Below are 16,289 nucleotides of genomic sequence, written 5' to 3' on the forward strand. Positions count from 1 at the left end.
CATTCTGATCGTATTTAACATTACCGATTTATGGAATTGATATATGGAGTTGATTTCACAAGCGCCCCAAGGCAAGGGAAGGCAATCGTTTGCACGGAGGCTTGGCGAGAATCTGATATTTTAGATATTAAAAAGTTCCATCGATTTACAACTTTGCCGTCATTTATAGATTTTTTGGAGCGATCGCCGACTTGTCTTGCAGGAGTAGATTTTCCTCTGGGTCAGCCCCGAAAATTAATCGAAAACTTGCAATGGGGAAATACTTGGGCGGAATATGTCGATCGCGTCGGACAGATGACCAAACAGGAGTTTGTGGAGGTACTGGATCGATATCGGCAAAATCGTCCTAAGGGCGATCGCGAACATTTGCGCCATACCGATCGACTTGTGGGCGCAATCAGCCCCATGAAAGTTTATGGAGTACCTGTGGGGAAAATGTTTTTTGAAGGGGCTCCGCGAATGCTCACAGCAGGATTTAATATTATGCCCTGTCATCCTACGGACGACTTGCGTACTGTCATTGAGGTTTATCCTGCCCTCGTTGCCAGATTTCTGATCGGTAGACAAAGCTATAAATCCGACTCAAAAGCCAAACAAGACTCTGTCATGCAGTCGGCACGCCAAAAAATAATTGAACTCTGGCGATCGCCTATTTTTCAGGCTAAATATGGCTTTGTCATCGACATCAGCCCACATTTTGCCGATGAGTGCGATCGCGATCCTTCAGGCGATACCATCGATGCCGTTCTCGCCGCAATTCAAGCAGCATGGGCAGGGCAACAGCCAAATTATGGAATTCCTGCAACCTGCGATCGCCTTGAAGGCTGGATTTGTAATGCTCTTTGAGTAAGGGTGGCGCACTGCGTTGCCCTTAATCCTCCTATAAAGTCGCGAGTGCCTTTCGCATTAACTCCTTGATAAAGGGTATTTCTTGGTGAGTCATCTCCCACAGGGTATTGAGATCGATTTCCAAATAACCAAACATCAAGCTATCTCCCACACTAGTCAAACGCCGCCAATTAATCTGGGGATAGCGATCCATAAAGCTAATTGGCAACCTTCTTGCCGTCGCCCCAATAATGCCGATCGCCCTTTCCACCGCAAAGATCGTTTTTTGATCGTGACTAAACTCCAAAAAATCTATTCCCGATACAAAGGATTCCGTTGCGGCGATCGCTTCCAAAATGTCCTGTATTTGTACTTCCAGACGGTTAATATTTTCGATTCCAACGGGAATACTCACTTCATTTACGCTCATTAGCCTTTTTCCGTATACTAAGAACCAGAGACGGCTTGTTACTCCGCCTCCTTGTTAGACCTGCCGAAAGTTTACAATATTGCCAATGACTGCGATCGCTGGCGGCTTAAAGTTCCTTTCTCGAACCAGTTCGACAATATTACCCAAACAACCGATTAATTCCGACTGGTCGCTGCGAGTTCCCTGCCGAATTAAAGCTACAGGTGTAGCCTCAGACAGACCCGCAGCAATCATTCTAGGAATAATTTCCCTTAAATTATGTAATCCCATATATACAACAATCGTTTCGGCGGCTTTGGCGATCGCCACCCAATCGATCTGGGGACGATATTTGCCTGCGGACTCATGTCCTGTCACAAAAATTACCGATGAACTGAAATCACGATGGGTAAGGGGAATCCCTGCATAGGCAGGAGCGGCAATGCCCGATGTAATTCCTGGAACAACTTCAACATCAATCCCCGCTGCGCGTAGATCCGCCAACTCCTCACCACCACGCCCAAAAATAAAGGGATCGCCACCCTTCAACCGTACGACGATCGCCTGTTCCTTAGCCTTTTCGATCAATAATTGCGTAGTCTCCTCTTGCAATAGCGAATGATTTCCCCTACGTTTACCCGCATGAATTTTTTCAGCGATCGGGTTAATCATCGCCAGAATCTCATCACTGACTAGGGCATCGTAAAGTACCACATCACAGTTTTCTAAGAGCGCCTTTCCCTTCAAGGTCATTAATCCCGCATCACCAGGTCCCGCCCCCACTAAATAAACCTTGCCAAAACTAGCGTGGGTAGATCCTTGAGTAATTGAATTTGTATCGAAATCTATATCTTTATTTGTCATTCGTCTTAATTGTTCGTCGTGAAAAGCATCGTATCTAAGCGGCATCTAAGCCAAATATTGCAAGGCGATCGCATCACCATTTTCCTCATGTATTCTATTTGTTATAGCAATTTGTTATAGCAATGTATTAGGATTTCCAATTTGTCGTAAGTACCTCAGCATAATTAAAATCCAGATCTAAAACCTGCGGCTCACGCTGCGCGTCCGCCGCAGGTTTTAGGGTTTTATATGAGTAATAGCCGAGCTATGCATCACTAAATCCTAACCTTTAAAAATGTTGAGACGCAGCCATTTTGTTAAGCCCGATCGAGGAGGATTCGCGAACTACATATTCTAAATATTTATTTAAGAATATGTTTAAAAATCTTCTTTAGGTGTAACGAGTACAACGAATCAAAACGAGGCCGGCGTGAATTTTACTGACTTTACTAAAGCAAATCTTACCAAATCAATCCTAGAAGGAATCAACCTCAAGGGTGCGGATCTCAAGCGCGTTAATCTTAGCGAGGCAAAACTTGCGGATGCAAAGCTCTCCAAGGCGAACTTAACAGGCGCATTTCTCCATCGAGCCGATCTCAACCGAGCCAATCTGGTTGAGGCAAATTTAGCGGAAGCAAACCTCACCTCAGCCTTCTTGATCAGAGCCGATCTGCAAAGAGCCTGTCTCAACCAAGCCTATCTCGTAGCGGCAAATCTCAATTCGGCAAATTTGACCAGTGCATCGATGGTGAATGCCGATCTCAGTCTTGCTACACTCACAGGAGCCTGTCTTAACGGAGCGAACCTGAGTCGAGCGAAACTAAATGGCACTTTCTTCATTGAGTCCAATTTATTGGGAGCCGATCTCAGTGACTCAGACTTTACGGGCGCACTGATGATTAAGGCAAATCTCAGTGGGGCGAATTTGAGTCAAGCCTGTTTGATGAATGTCGATCTCACGGAAGCCAATCTCACGGGTGCAGAATTGCAGGGGGTCGATCTTGGTGGCGCGATTCTCAATGCTGCTAATTTGAATGCTGTCGATCTTGTTTATGCAAATTTGAGCGGTGTTTCCTTAAGTCGCGCTAATTTAAGTTGGGCAAATTTGCTAGGGACAAACTTAGAAAAAGCGAACTTAGTGGGTTCCGATCTGAGTTGGGCAAATTTGAACGAAACTAATCTGGCTGAAGCCGATCTAAGCTGGACAAATCTCACGGGTGCATTCTTGATGAAGTCCAACCTCAGTGGGGCAAATCTTAATGGCGTAAATCTCTCTAATGCCAATCTTAGTGGCGCGAATTTAAGCGGTGCAAATTTGATGGGTGCCAATTTAAGTGGAGCCGATTTAAGCAATGTCGATCTGCGGGGCTCTTACCTAATCCGTACTAATTTGCATAATGCGATTTTGAACGAAGCCAATCTCACGGGTGCCAATCTGGATGAAGCCGTACTAAATGGAGCTAGTCTAAATCGAGCTAATCTCAACCGTGCCAGTCTGACAAGAGCTAGCTTGACAGGTGCAAACCTCAAGGGAGCTTTTATGCTGTGGACTAATTTGAGAGGAGCTTTCATGCTATGGACTAATTTGGATGGTGCAAATATGACAGGTGCAATTTTGCCTACGGATAAGTAAAAATGAAAGCTAGAGAACTCATCGATCGCTACAATCAAGGCTTCCGAGATTTTAGTGATATCGATCTTAGTAGTGAAAATCTGAGCGGGGTAGGTTTAACGGCGATCGATCTTGCCAATGCCAATCTGAACGAAGCTAACCTATCCTGCGCCACCTTAAACGAGGCTAATTTATATGGCGCAAATCTAAATGCCAGCGTCCTCTACCGCGCCAGTGTGAGTGATGCCAATCTCTGCGAGGCGGATCTAAATGGTGCTAGTCTGATTAAGGCTGATTTGCATGGTGCTAGGTTAGAACGAGCTAGCCTAAGGGATGCTGACTTAACTGGTGCAAATCTCAATGCTGTGAGTCTCGCTAATTCTGACTTGACTGGAGCTAATTTAAGTTGTGCGTCTTTGGTCGGAGCTAACCTAGAAGGAGCAAATCTTGCCCAAGCCTTTCTGAAAGGAGCAAACTTAGACGGGGCAAAATTAAATGGAGCAAATCTGGAAGGCGCTAATCTAAGTGGGGCGAGCTTTAGTGACGCTAATCTTAGCCATGCCAATCTCTCGACATCCGACCTTTCCCGTGCAAATTTATATGCAGCCAATCTCAGCGATGCCTTATTGTGTGGAGCCGATCTCAGTGGGGCAAATCTCAGTAATGCTAATTTCTCGGCATCCAATCTTAAGGAAGCAGACCTTAACGGGGCATTTCTGATTGAGTCCTATCTCGGTCAAGCCTGTCTAGATGGGGCAAATCTTAGTAAATCCAATTGCTATAAAGCTAATTTTAAAGGTGCATTTTTACTAAGAACCAATCTAAATGGAGCAAACTTAAATTGTACGGATTTCTCAAATGCTTCTCTGCAACCAGTTGATTGCGAGGTCGATCTCAATACAGAGTATGTAACCGATTAGCGCAATTATATAAGTTAAGTCATTTGGCGTAGAAACTGTAACGGTATGTAGGTACGTCTTGTCTAGAGAGAGAAAAAATAAAAAGCGATCGCGCTAGAAACTAATCAGTTAGGAATGAAACATGAACGCAACTACAGAAACCAAACAAGAAACCAAACAAGAAATCAAACAAGAAACGACAAGCGCATCAACAAAAACTACACCCATTAAATATAAACGTATTTTGTTAAAACTGAGTGGCGAAGCACTCATGGGCGATCGTAGCTTTGGTATCGATCCTGAAGTTGTCCAAGATATCGCCTTGCAAGTTGCCGAAATTGTCAAAGATGGAATTGAGGTGGCGATCGTAGTTGGTGGCGGCAATATCTTTCGCGGTATTAATGGAGCCGCTAAGGGAATGGATCGCGCTACGGCTGATTATATTGGCATGATTGCCACAGTCATGAATGCTCTTACTTTACAAGACGCCTTAGAGCAACTAGATGACCCCATCCCCACAAGAGTAATGTCCGCGATCGCCATGCAAGAGATCGCCGAACCCTATATCCGCCGTCGCGCAATCCGCCACCTTGAAAATAATCGGGTGGTTATTTTTGGGGCTGGTTCGGGCAATCCCTATTTCACGACTGATACCACGGCGGCGCTTCGTGGGGCTGAGATTAATGCCGAAGTGATCCTCAAAGCGACTAAAGTCGATGGCATTTACGACAGCGACCCCAAGAAGAACCCCACTGCCAAACGCTATCAATCCGTCAGCTTTGACCATGCCCTAATCAATGATTTGCGGGTAATGGATGCCACGGCCTTTGCCCTATGCAAAGAAAATGGCATCCCAATTATTGTGTTCGATCTTGGTGTTACAGGTAACATTCGTCGCGTCGTCATGGGAGAATCGATTGGTACTTATGTTGGAGGTTCCTGTGAAGTTAACTGATGTTGAGGCGCGAATGCAGAAAGCTGTAGAAGCGACCCAGCACAATTTCAATACTGTGCGAACGGGGCGTGCTAATGCTTCGCTATTAGATCGAATTACCGTGGAATATTATGGTGCGGAAACACACCTAAAGGCTCTCGCAAATATTTCTTCGCCTGATGCATCCACTCTACAAATCCAGCCTTTCGATCGCTCCACAATGCGGGCGATCGAAAAGGCGATCTCAGAGTCAGATATTGGGCTTACCCCCAATAATGACGGTGTTAGCATCCGTCTAAATATCCCCCCATTGACTACCGATCGCCGTAAAGAATTGGTAAAAATGGTTGCCAAACTTGCCGAAGAAGGTAAAGTTGCTATTCGTAATATTCGTCGCGATGCGATCGATTCTTTGCGAAAGCTAGAAAAGGCAAAAGAAATTTCTGAAGATGATTCTAAAAGCCAACAAGAGCAAGTGGATAAATTAACGGAAAAGTTCGTTAAAAATATTGATAAAGTCACTGCTGAAAAAGAAAAAGAAATTTCCACAATTTAAAAACAAAATCCAGATCTAAAACCTGTAGCGCACGCGCAGCGTTCGCCACAGGTTTTAGAGTTTTATATTTAATTAAGCCAACTTATACCAATTCATGAAAGCGTGACAACACTTTTGTGAATTAAAAACAAAACCCATTAAGACCAATTAAGAGTTTTCAAAGCTCAAAATGGCGTTGCCATTTTGAGCTTTGGTATTTTAGCTATAGCAACTCAATAAAAAAGGAGAAATTAGCTATGCTAATTTCTCCTTTTTTATTGATGATTGTTCTTTACTTAGAAATTCATTTCAACAGCTTGAACTTTTTCGACTTGCTTCTTCTTCAGTACCAACAAAATTTGGGTAACGATTACAGAAGCAAAGAATGCTAGTAGCCATTGAATGCGACGAGGATCTTGCAATACGATTTCGCCATCATGTTGACCAAAGCCACCAACATTAGGATTGGTAGTTAGAGGCGAACCAACCTTAACTTCACTACCAGGCTCGACAACTAGCTCAGCACCAGCAGGAACCTTCTCAACGGCAATGCTACCATCGGTGGTTTGGATTGAGATTTCATAGCCACCATAGATGCCTTCATCTTCATTTGGTGCGATCGGACTGATCTGGGTAACTAAACCAGGAACAGTAGAGTTGTATTCATTGTTATTGCTCTTTTCGCCCGTAGGATAAACTTGACCGCGACCGCGATTACCGCCAGCATGAACGGCATATTTCAAGAAGTGAACATTCTTGTCCTTAGCAGGATCGGGGGAAAGAACTGGGAACACAATTTCGGAATACTCATCACCAGAGACAGGGCCAACTAGGACAATATTTTCTTGAGTGTCGCTATAGGGTTGGTAGTAGATATCCTTGGTTTTTTCCTTAAGCTCTTCAGACAAACGCTCTTCAGGAGCAATCTTGAAACCTTCAGGGAGTACCAAAACTGCACCTACATTCAAGCCTGTTTTGCTGCCATCAGCACTAACTTGCTGCTGGGTATGGTCGTAGGGGAGTTTAACGACAGCTTCAAATACCGAGTCGGGGAGAACGGCTTGAGGTAGCTCAAGCTCAATGCCTTTTTGGGCTAGGTGACAGTTGGCACAGACGATACGACCAGTGGCTTCACGAGGATTTTTGTAAGCTTCTTGAGCAAAATAAGGATATGCCTGAGCTGACTGAATATTAACGCCAAATAGAAGCGTTAAGCTTGTGAGGACACATAGACTGATTCCCACAATCAAACGGTTGACACGGAACAAAGCTTTTTTCATGTATGAGTTCAAATGTGATTTAAAGACTGGCTAGCCAATGTTTGGCAGTATTTTGGCAATATTTGGGATTGCGAATTTGGGATTGCGAATTTGGGATTGCAAATTTGGGATTGCAAATTTGGGGTTGCGAGATTTCGAGAAAATATTTTTCTTAAGACCACCAAGGCGCTTCATTGGTGCGGAAATCAGTTTCAGTCCAAGTGCTAAATTGCACAACATCATCGGCAACCGTTGCATGGGCAAGGGCAAGGGATAGTGGTGCAGGACCACGTACAACTTTACCTTCAGCGTTGTACTGAGATCCATGACAGGGACACATAAATTTGTTTTCGGCAACATTCCAAGGTACAACACAGCCAAGATGAGTACAAACTGCGTTTAGTCCATAGGAAGCAATTTCTTTGTTGTCATTAACAACAATATAGGTAGGATCGCCTTTGAGTCCTTGCGCAAGTACACGATCGCCTGCTTGATGATCTGCCAAAAATTTAGAAGCAATTACATCATTACCCAGAGCGTCTTTTGCCGCAACACCACCACCTGCACCACCACGGGAAGGCGGTACAAAATAGGCAGCTACAGGGTAAATTGCCCCAAGAGCAGTGACGGCAGCAGAACCTCCTAAAATGAGGTTCATGAATTGGCGACGACCCATGCTAGGGACATCGGCGGATGTAGAAGCTTGACTCATAAATTTGAATAAGGATTTGGCTGAGAAATATTACGTTTTATATATCACTTCCTACCATGATATCGACAATCCTCGGACTTCTCTCTAGTTGTTTTGCAACGAAATGTTAAGCAACATGATTTCAATTAGTACTGCTAAAGTTAACGTGAGGTGAGGTTAAGTGATACTGATATTTTTCGGACTTGTTTTTGCTAGTTATGAATGAAAAATCTACCACGCAGTTCTCTAAATATCGGATCCTAGGCTTAGTTGGTAGAGGGCAATTTGGTAAGGTTTTATGCGCGCGGATACGAGATACAGGCAAACTGGTAGCCCTCAAAGAATTAGAGCATAAACGATTTCCGACCAGTAAGCTTTTGAGGGAGCTCCGTTTTTTACTAACTCTCCAGCATGAAAATATAGTTGCCTGTACTGCCCTTGTCCACCATCAAAATTATCGCTATTTGGTCATGGAATATTGTGAAGGGGGAACTTTGCGAGATTTGATCAATCACACAAAGTCACTTACGGTAAAACAATGTTTTGATCTCATAAGCGATATTTTGCTGGGTTTAGAACATGCCCATGGGGCAAATATTATCCATTGCGATATTAAGCCCGAAAATGTTCTCCTAAAAATTACGAATCGGGGATGGCAAGCCAAGCTTTCTGATTTTGGGATTTCCCGTCTCAGCCAAGAAACTGTTTCCGATGCAAGTAATACAGGTTCTCCTGGATATATGGCTCCAGAAAGATTCTACGGTCAATTCTCCGTTGGTTCGGATATATATGCAGTCGGCATTATTTTGTACGAGCTGTTAATAGGTAGTCGCCCTTTTTCGGGAATGCCGACGGAGTTGATGAATGCCCATCTCAACCAGAGGGTAGTTGTCCCTAATAGTTTGCCCCGATCGCTGCAAACAATTATCTTGCGCGCCCTCGAAAAGTTACCGCAGCGGCGATATAGCTCGGCTCGTGAAATGCGGCTAGATTTATTAGACACATTGCAATCGGAAGACTTTAGCCAGTTTCAAACGGGGGGGGAGCAAGAAAGGGTTACCCAAATTCTCTTTTCCCAAAAAGCACCCCATTTCGATCAAAGCCACACATCTGAAAGCATTATTGGCATTGTCGGCGCGGAAAAATCTCGCTTTTATAGCGCTTCTAAATTTCTTTTGCATGGTCATAGTCTGTCCTTAGATAAAACTGAACAGATTGCTAAATCCGAACAAGCAATTGAGGCGATCGCTTTTGTAAGAAAGACATTATTTGCGATCACTAGACGCTCTATTTACCAGTTCGTTCGGGGCATTCCCAAATCTTTATACCAATCATCCCAGTCTTTAGCCCAAACTTTTAAATGGGCAATTTCTCCCTATGGTGATTGGTTTGCGGTATCTACGGGTAAACAGCTCGAAATACGAAATTTGGTTTACAGTAAAGCCATGCGTCTTGAGTTTGCCTCTAGGGACTTGAGTTGCATCATCGCTATTGATCGGCATCACTTGTTAGCGATCGCGAATAAAACTGAAACTAACGAAAGTCGTGCGATCGTGATCTCACGGCGTTGCAATATTATGTATCGATTAGCATTACCCGTAGCAATTGCGGCGGGGATTGCCACATTTACGGAAGATCGTGTCCTTTTATTGGAAGCAGATAACCGTAGAAACTTGTTAATGCTGGATCTGAAGCCCTATCGCTTGATGCGGATTCCTTTGAAGTATGAGGTCTTAATTCTCGTGGCAACACCTTGGGGATATGCGATTACGGCGAAATACAATGACTATCAAACGATTTTAATATTGTTAGATCTACGCGGGAACAATATTAATAATCTGATTATTGACGGGGAAGTAACAGCGATCGCCCCCATTGATATTCACTTATTAGCGATCGCCATTACCAATATATCTGGCTGTATGCTGTATGCAATTAATTTGAAAAAACTAGAAGTCGATCTCGTTTTTTAAACAACTCCAAAAGTAAAAGCCTTGCGTAGCAAGGCTTTTACTTTTGGGCTATGAGCAATGGTTTGCTACGCAAACCATTGCTCATAGCTCATTTCCAATTATCCCGAACTCACGTTATACCAATTACCAAAAGTGTGGCTACACTTTTGGTAATGAAAAACTAAACCCAGTAAGGTTTTGAGATTACCAAAATGGCGTTGCCATTTTGGTAATTGGTATTATACCAATTACCAAAAGTGTGGCTACACTTTTGGTAATTAAAAACCAAACCTAGCAAGGGTTTTCAAAGCTCAAAATGGCGCAGCCATTTTGAGCTTTAGTATTAACTAAAAAAATGGCGCTAAGCGCCGTTTTTTTATGGCTGGGCAGCAGAAGAACGTTTGCGACGGGAAGCCTCAGGAGATTGGATCGGCACAAACTCCTTATTCGTTTCCGAAAATTCTGTCTTTAAATCATTAACTTCATCGCCATCAGTTGCATCTGAGAGCTTAGCTCGATTGACCCTCAAGATTACGCCGCTAGAGCTGCCATTAACCTTGGCGGGGCTAACCACTGGATCGGTCAAAATTTCATCCGACAGTGCTGTAGTGGCTTGCACCTCAAAGCTTTCCGATAAGGTTTCCTCCTCTGTCGTAGGATTTGATTCTGGATTTGCGTCAAATACAGCCCTTGCATTAGATTCTGCATTGGATCGCAAATTACTCATATTGTTGGCAATCTTAGGCGCTTGCCCAGGTAAAGCCACTGTCACAATCACATTGCGAGGGTCTTTAACTTCGCGATCAACAAGTACTAGAGGAGAGATCCCAATTAGCGAATAAACGTCCTGCTCTTCCTCAGTCATCTCCACCACAATCACTTCGGGTGGCTCCACTACCTTGGTACGAATTTCGCGCTTATTAGGACGTTCAGGTAAATTTTCAGACCCTGAAATGGGAGCTACATCAGTTACCTCGACCAATTCTTCGTTAGGCTCGACGATCGCCTTAGACTGCAAAGCGTTAGCCGCAATATTGGGCAGAGAAATTTTAGTCGGAACTGCCCGTTCAGCCACAACATCGCGCTCGATCCTTGGCTCAATTCTTGCTTCAACCCTTGGTTCAAACCTTGGCTCAGCTTGAATCTCAACCCTTGGCTCAAACCGCGATCGCACATCCACGGGGGTAGCTTTTTCAGACTCGCGGGATTCCCGCAAATCCTTATTGAGCATTGCCCTTTTACCACGTCGGCGCAGATTGCCCCGTTCTTGATAACTGGGATGGTTCACCAAATTCGGCTCCAGTCCACCCCCCAACTCCGAATCCCCATCTTCATACTCGGACGTAAAATCGAGTTGATTTGATTGCTTTGATTCCCAAGTCCTTGATGTTGCGTCAACAGGTTGTCCCGCTGCTTCCCCTGGTAAATGCATCAAATGTCCGAGACCACCACAGGTCGAGCAAGGACGACCAAACAATTCATAAATACTTTGTCCTTGACGCTTACGGGTAAGCTCGACAAGCCCTAGCTCTGTAAGTTGCGCAATTTGCGGACGGGATTTATCCGATCGCAACGCCTTATTGAAATGTTCGAGCAATTGTAATTGATCGCGACGGGTATCCATATCGATGAAATCCACCACAATTACGCCAGCAATATTGCGCAGACGGATTTGGCGGGCAATCTCCACCGCCGCCTCACAGTTTGTCCATAACACTGTCTCCCGTGAGGTTTGGGACTTGGTAAAAGAGCCAGAGTTAACATCAATTACGGTTAAAGCTTCAGTGGGCTCGATGATGATATAGCCACCACTAGGCAAATCCACCCTCGGCTTGAGGGCTTCCCGAATACCAGCATTTACCCGAAAATACTCTAAAATTGGCGTGCGTTCACGATGATGATCCAACATCAAACCGTTAGGGATTTTGCCATCGCCCCAGCCCAGTAAATGTTGTTTGATGCGGCGCAAACCATCATTGGTATCGGTCACAATCCGATTTACTTCGGTACTGTATAAGTCACGTAACACCCTTTGGACAAAGTCACGTTCGCGATCTAACAAAGTGGGTTGACGGGTAGTTGCCACATCCTGTTGAATGCCTTCCCACTGACGTTGTAAATTATCGAGATCTTCAATAATCTGCTCCTCTGGCATTCCATCCGCCTCAGTGCGCACCAAAATCCCCATGCCCGCAGGCTTGACCAAAATCGCTAGGGCGCGGAGACGATTGCGCTCGGCTTCACTGCGAATGCGCCTCGATAGATTTACGCCCCTTCCAAAGGGCAATAGCACCACATAACGACCAGGTAACGAAATATTTCCTGTTAAACGAGGACCTTTATTTCCCGTGGGCTCCTTCATTACCTGCACGAGTACGCGCTGTTGAGGGACGACCAGATCGCTGATCGAACCAGACGATCGCCGCATTTTTAAAGGACCAAGGTCGGTGATATGGATAAAACCATTGCGATCGCCATCGCCAATATTCACAAACGCCGCATCGATACTTGTTAAAACATTTTCAACAACGCCCAAGTAAACATCCCCAACTTGATGAGTTCCTGCGGCAACAACAATTTCTTCAATTTGATCTTCACTAAAAACAGCAGCAATTCGATACTGCTCGGCAATAATTATTTGCTTTGGCATTCAATTTCCTCAGAATTTCTTCGATTCAAAAGAGCCAGCCTAAGAACACTTGAAAAATATTTTTTCTATACTTCGTATAAAAAAATATTAAAAAATATCTTTCAAACCCTTTATCCACATACTCAAGGAGTCGCAGGGGCTTCAAAACAGAACGTACCAATAACGAAAACAAGAAAAAATTTCAATCGCAAGCTACCTAGATCGTCAACCAGCTACTTAGCTATGTACCGAGCTAGTAACTAGTCGCTGTGTCTGCTCTGACATCACGATAACAAGGCATATTGCTTTGTATGGAAAATTGGTGGGGTTTCGTTAAAAGAATTAAGTTACTTCTTAGACTGGCGTTTATTTAGACTATCTAAAAGGTGCTTACACCATTCGCCTACAGCATTCAGCCTGTAGGTAAAACAGCGTACTTGATAGTTCAAGTTTATGATTATGGTGAGTAAGCTCAATGCGCTCAACTAGCAGCTAGATGCGTTTTAGCTAACAGCCAGCTTAAGCCTATCGTAGTATTATAGCGCAGCGTTGAGCGTTACATTTTCTTAATAGTGTTTTAATATTAAATGTGTAAGGGATTCTGAAGTAAGCAGCGGAGCATAATTAACGACTAGATTCAAACCAGATTCAAACCAGATTCAAAAGCTGCGGCGCAGCTTTTAGGGTTTTAGATTTAACTATGTGTTTAATCTGTATTTAATTATGCCTAGCTACCAGCCGATCTCTTACTAAAAACGCCTAAAAATGCCATAAAGAAAACGAGGGTAAGTTTCTGAGTACGCGAGTAGTGATCGTCCGTCACGGCGAAAGTAATTTCAATATCCTAAGCAAAATTCAAGGACGCGGTAATTACGATCGCCCAGAGTTGCAGTCGGTTCTGACCGATAAGGGCAAGCAGCAAGCCAAACTAGCGGGTAAGGCTCTAGCAAATCTCAATATTGATGTTGCCTATGCAAGTCCCCTTGTCCGCGCCCAAAATACGGCTCAAATTATTTTGGCTGAAAATTTTAATCCTCCAGAGTTAATTACAGCCGATGGTTTACTGGAAATCGATCTCAGCGAGTGGGAGTCGATGATCGCTAGTGAGGTAAAAGAGCAGTTCCCTGAGAAATACGATCGCTGGCAAAATGCCCCAGAAACATTTCAATTAGGCGATCGCTATCCCATTCTCGATCTATTCGAGCAAGCCAAGGGACTATGGGCAGAGATCTTACCCAAACATCAAGATAAAACGATTCTATTAGTAGGGCATAGTGGGATCAATCGAGCATTGATCTGCTCGGCGATCGGCATTCCCGTCCGTCTTTATCACAATATTCAACAGGTCAACTGCGCGATTACGGTCTTAAATTTCCAAGGCTCTAGTCTAGTCGAAGGCGTACAGCTTGAGTCCCTCAACCTCGCGAGCCATCTCGCGGATATTTCTGGCTCGCCCTTGCCCCCCGTCAAGAAAAATCACGACGGTCCGCGCCTATTACTGGTGCGTCATGGTGAAACTGAATGGAATCGCCAAAAACGTTTTCAAGGACAAATTGATGTCCCCCTCAACAACAATGGTCATGCCCAAGCTCGACGAGCTAGTGAATTTTTAGCAAATACAAAAATTGATAAAGCCTTTAGTAGTCCCATGTTGAGACCTAAAGACACGGCTTTAGAGATTTTAAGCAAACACCCAAACATTAAACTTGAACTATTTGACGAACTTAAGGAGATCTCCCACGGGCTCTGGGAAGGCAAGTTCGAGCATGAAATCGAAGCGGAATTTACAGGGCAACTAGCACTCTGGCAGTCCCAACCCGAAACCGTCCAAATGCCTGAAGGTGAAAATTTACAACAGGTTTGGGAGAGGGTCGCGCTCATCTGGCAAAAAATTGTGGAATCAGTCCCTGCGGGAGAAACCGCTTTAGTTGTCGCCCATGATGCCGTCAATAAGGCAATTCTTTGCCTATTATTTGATTTTACACCCGAACAATTTTGGGTATTTAAACAGGGCAATGGCGGTGTCAGCGTGATTGACTATCCTAAAGGCGCAAAAAATCGTCCTATTTTACAATCTGGAAATATTACGACTCACCTATCTGAGGGAGTGCTAGACCGCACAGCCGCAGGTGCTCTTTAAAATCCCCAAAAATCCCAAAGTCCGCAGAACAGAGTTCTTCGTGATTTGTGATTTGTTTTTCGTGATTTGTTAAAGTATTAGCAAATCGTTACCCGCTAAAGTTTGGAGAAAGCGATTAAACGATTATAGGTAGATAGCTAAGCACATTTAAATATAAAACCTCAGAGCCTGTGGTGCTTGCTGCGCTTGAGCTACAGGCTTTGAATCTCTTTTTAATTATGCCTATCTACTTATAAGCGTCATTTAAGCGTCGTTTCTGTCAAACTGTCGAGAGACGCATTTTCTGCTAATTTGGTGTAAAGGATTTGTCTTAGTATCTTGTTTTAGTATTCGGAGTTTAAATAAAGTGACTATTCTATTCCAACTTTTATTGGCAGCTTTCGTACTGTTTTCCTTCGTTCTCGTGATTGGCGTACCTGTCGCTTACGCTTCTCCTAGCTCTTGGAATCAAACCAAGCCACTGTTATTTCTTGGTTCTCTTATTTGGTTGGCATTCGTAATTGTCATCGGCATTTTGAATGCTTTTGTCGCCTAGTCTCGCCTAGTCATAGCTAAGCGAGTCCAAAAGAATACCCAAAAGGGATCAAAGGTTTTTTAATCAAGCTTTTGATAGCTTTTAGTTAGCTCGATTTAGTTCACTCGCTTATTTTGTTCTTATTTAAAGTTTAATACCAAGTTAAGAAATGGCGTAGCCATTTCTTAACCTGAGAACCCTTACTAGGTTTAGCTTTTAATTCACAAAAGTGTTATTACACTTTCGTGAATTGGTATTCGTGAATTGGTATAGGAATAAACAAGAACAAAATTTAAGAATGTATTTAAGAATATAAAAGTTAAGAATAATTTATGGCAGTTTTTGAAGGTAGCTTTACCAATACTGATAGTCTGCGCTTTGCGATCGTGGTCGCCCGATTTAATGACCTGATCGTCGGTAAGCTCCTCCAAGGATGCCAAGACTCGCTACTGCGTCATGGTGTGGATGTGTCTGAGACTGGCAGCCAAGTTGATTATGCATGGGTACCTGGCAGCCTCGAAATCTCGATGGTGGCAAAAGAATTAGCTACTTCAGGACGATATGACGCAATTATTTGTCTTGGAGCGGTCATCCGTGGTGATACCCCCCATTTTGACTATGTGGCAAACGAGGTATCTAAGGGTGTCGCAGCGGCTTCTTTCCAGACGGGTGTGCCAATTATTTTTGGGGTATTGACCACTGACACGATGCAGCAGGCTTTGGAAAGGGCAGGGGTTAAAAGTAATAAAGGCTGGGAATTTGGCATGGGTGCGATCGAGATGGCAAATCTCATGCGTCAAATTCGGGCAAAGTAATTTGCCGCAATGCAGAAACAAGTGAGAGAGCGCAAATCGCTCTCTCACTTGTTTCTGTTCAAAACCCGTAAAGTTGCGCCCCTACGGGACGCAGCTATACTTAAATGATAAATCCCGCACTTTGTCCTTGCGATGCCTGCCAACTGCGAGCATCGTAATACAGGTCTTCTAAACAAATGCTATAGAGAGCATCCTTTAGCTTGCGATCCAGTCGTTGCCAAAGTGCAAA

14 protein-coding genes and 1 pseudogene are annotated in these 16,289 nt (G+C 44.0%); 9 read left to right on the forward strand and 6 right to left on the reverse strand.

Annotated features, from left to right (window positions below; translation table 11 throughout):
• Positions 1-30 precede the first annotated feature (30 nt).
• Positions 31-846, forward strand: coding sequence for a DUF429 domain-containing protein (locus tag AC805_RS03730; protein WP_055074165.1), 816 nt, complete (start codon positions 31-33; stop codon positions 844-846).
• A gap of 34 nt (positions 847-880) precedes the next feature.
• On the opposite strand, the gene AC805_RS03735 is transcribed toward AC805_RS03730, so the two are convergent.
• Complete coding sequence (locus AC805_RS03735; RefSeq protein WP_055074166.1) at positions 881-1,258, reverse strand: DUF86 domain-containing protein; 378 nt, start codon at positions 1,256-1,258, stop codon at positions 881-883.
• A 54-nt stretch (positions 1,259-1,312) separates the two neighbouring features.
• Positions 1,313-2,101 carry a uroporphyrinogen-III C-methyltransferase gene (gene cobA / locus AC805_RS03740; RefSeq protein ID WP_197278619.1) on the reverse strand — a complete coding sequence of 263 codons (789 nt, stop codon included), beginning with the start codon at positions 2,099-2,101 and terminating at the stop codon, positions 1,313-1,315.
• Positions 2,102-2,510: 409 nt separating this feature from the next.
• Between cobA and AC805_RS03745 the strand changes: the two genes are divergently transcribed.
• The 4 genes from AC805_RS03745 (at position 2,511) to frr (ending at position 6,081) form a co-directional block, all read left to right on the forward strand.
• On the forward strand, positions 2,511-3,713 hold the full coding sequence (locus tag AC805_RS03745; RefSeq protein ID WP_055074167.1) for a pentapeptide repeat-containing protein: 1,203 nt from the start codon (positions 2,511-2,513) through the stop codon (positions 3,711-3,713).
• Between the two features lie 2 nt (positions 3,714-3,715).
• The gene (locus AC805_RS03750) at positions 3,716-4,612 is read left to right on the forward strand and encodes a pentapeptide repeat-containing protein (protein ID WP_055074168.1); all 897 of its coding nucleotides are present in this window, start codon (positions 3,716-3,718) and stop codon (positions 4,610-4,612) included.
• Between the two features lie 121 nt (positions 4,613-4,733).
• Positions 4,734-5,546, forward strand: a complete 813-nt coding sequence (gene pyrH, locus AC805_RS03755) for a UMP kinase (protein ID WP_269433547.1) — start codon at positions 4,734-4,736, stop codon at positions 5,544-5,546.
• On the forward strand, positions 5,533-6,081 hold the full coding sequence (gene frr / locus AC805_RS03760) for a ribosome recycling factor (protein WP_040688205.1): 549 nt from the start codon (positions 5,533-5,535) through the stop codon (positions 6,079-6,081). Before pyrH ends, frr begins: the two co-directional genes overlap by 14 nt.
• A gap of 275 nt (positions 6,082-6,356) precedes the next feature.
• Here the strand turns inward: frr and AC805_RS03765 are convergent, their stop codons facing one another.
• Both AC805_RS03765 and petC read right to left on the reverse strand, forming a co-directional pair.
• Entirely contained in the window at positions 6,357-7,340 is a 984-nt protein-coding gene (locus tag AC805_RS03765; RefSeq protein ID WP_055074169.1) for an apocytochrome f, read from the reverse strand.
• 151 nt (positions 7,341-7,491) lie between these two features.
• Positions 7,492-8,031, reverse strand: coding sequence for a cytochrome b6-f complex iron-sulfur subunit (gene petC, locus AC805_RS03770; protein WP_009626191.1), 540 nt, complete (start codon positions 8,029-8,031; stop codon positions 7,492-7,494).
• A gap of 197 nt (positions 8,032-8,228) precedes the next feature.
• Here petC and AC805_RS24495 point away from each other — a divergent pair, with 197 nt between their 5' ends.
• Positions 8,229-9,983, forward strand: a complete 1,755-nt coding sequence (locus AC805_RS24495; protein WP_072143509.1) for a serine/threonine-protein kinase — start codon at positions 8,229-8,231, stop codon at positions 9,981-9,983.
• Between the two features lie 355 nt (positions 9,984-10,338).
• Here the strand turns inward: AC805_RS24495 and AC805_RS03780 are convergent, their stop codons facing one another.
• On the reverse strand, positions 10,339-12,612 hold the full coding sequence (locus tag AC805_RS03780; RefSeq protein ID WP_055074170.1) for an Rne/Rng family ribonuclease: 2,274 nt from the start codon (positions 12,610-12,612) through the stop codon (positions 10,339-10,341).
• A gap of 787 nt (positions 12,613-13,399) precedes the next feature.
• Between AC805_RS03780 and AC805_RS03785 the strand changes: the two genes are divergently transcribed.
• From AC805_RS03785 to ribH, 3 genes are all read left to right on the forward strand, one after another.
• The gene (locus AC805_RS03785; protein WP_082429391.1) at positions 13,400-14,731 is read left to right on the forward strand and encodes a histidine phosphatase family protein; all 1,332 of its coding nucleotides are present in this window, start codon (positions 13,400-13,402) and stop codon (positions 14,729-14,731) included.
• Between the two features lie 346 nt (positions 14,732-15,077).
• Positions 15,078-15,266 (forward strand): photosystem II reaction center protein PsbZ, encoded by a 189-nt coding sequence (gene psbZ, locus AC805_RS24500; RefSeq protein ID WP_072143510.1) that lies wholly within the window; start codon positions 15,078-15,080, stop codon positions 15,264-15,266.
• A gap of 311 nt (positions 15,267-15,577) precedes the next feature.
• Positions 15,578-16,060: a 6,7-dimethyl-8-ribityllumazine synthase gene (gene ribH, locus AC805_RS03790; protein ID WP_009626197.1), complete on the forward strand. Its 483-nt coding sequence runs from the start codon at positions 15,578-15,580 to the stop codon at positions 16,058-16,060.
• Positions 16,061-16,160: 100 nt separating this feature from the next.
• Here the strand turns inward: ribH and AC805_RS27265 are convergent.
• A pseudogene (locus AC805_RS27265) lies at positions 16,161-16,289 on the reverse strand (transcriptional regulator); the annotation flags it as partial.

The organism is Pseudanabaena sp. 'Roaring Creek', assembly GCF_001402795.1.
Classification (GTDB): domain Bacteria; phylum Cyanobacteriota; class Cyanobacteriia; order Pseudanabaenales; family Pseudanabaenaceae; genus Pseudanabaena.

Coding starts and splice junctions, on each gene's coding strand:
- AC805_RS03780 (WP_055074170.1), bottom strand. CDS start 12,612: ATGCCAAAGCAAATAATTATTGCCGAGCAGTATCGAATTGCTGCTGTT.
- AC805_RS03730 (WP_055074165.1), top strand. CDS start 31: ATGGAATTGATATATGGAGTTGATTTCACAAGCGCCCCAAGGCAAGGG.
- AC805_RS03750 (WP_055074168.1), top strand. CDS start 3,716: ATGAAAGCTAGAGAACTCATCGATCGCTACAATCAAGGCTTCCGAGAT.
- ribH (WP_009626197.1), top strand. CDS start 15,578: ATGGCAGTTTTTGAAGGTAGCTTTACCAATACTGATAGTCTGCGCTTT.
- AC805_RS03735 (WP_055074166.1), bottom strand. CDS start 1,258: ATGAGCGTAAATGAAGTGAGTATTCCCGTTGGAATCGAAAATATTAAC.
- cobA (WP_197278619.1), bottom strand. CDS start 2,101: ATGACAAATAAAGATATAGATTTCGATACAAATTCAATTACTCAAGGA.
- AC805_RS03765 (WP_055074169.1), bottom strand. CDS start 7,340: ATGAAAAAAGCTTTGTTCCGTGTCAACCGTTTGATTGTGGGAATCAGT.
- petC (WP_009626191.1), bottom strand. CDS start 8,031: ATGAGTCAAGCTTCTACATCCGCCGATGTCCCTAGCATGGGTCGTCGC.
- pyrH (WP_269433547.1), top strand. CDS start 4,734: ATGAACGCAACTACAGAAACCAAACAAGAAACCAAACAAGAAATCAAA.
- AC805_RS24495 (WP_072143509.1), top strand. CDS start 8,229: ATGAATGAAAAATCTACCACGCAGTTCTCTAAATATCGGATCCTAGGC.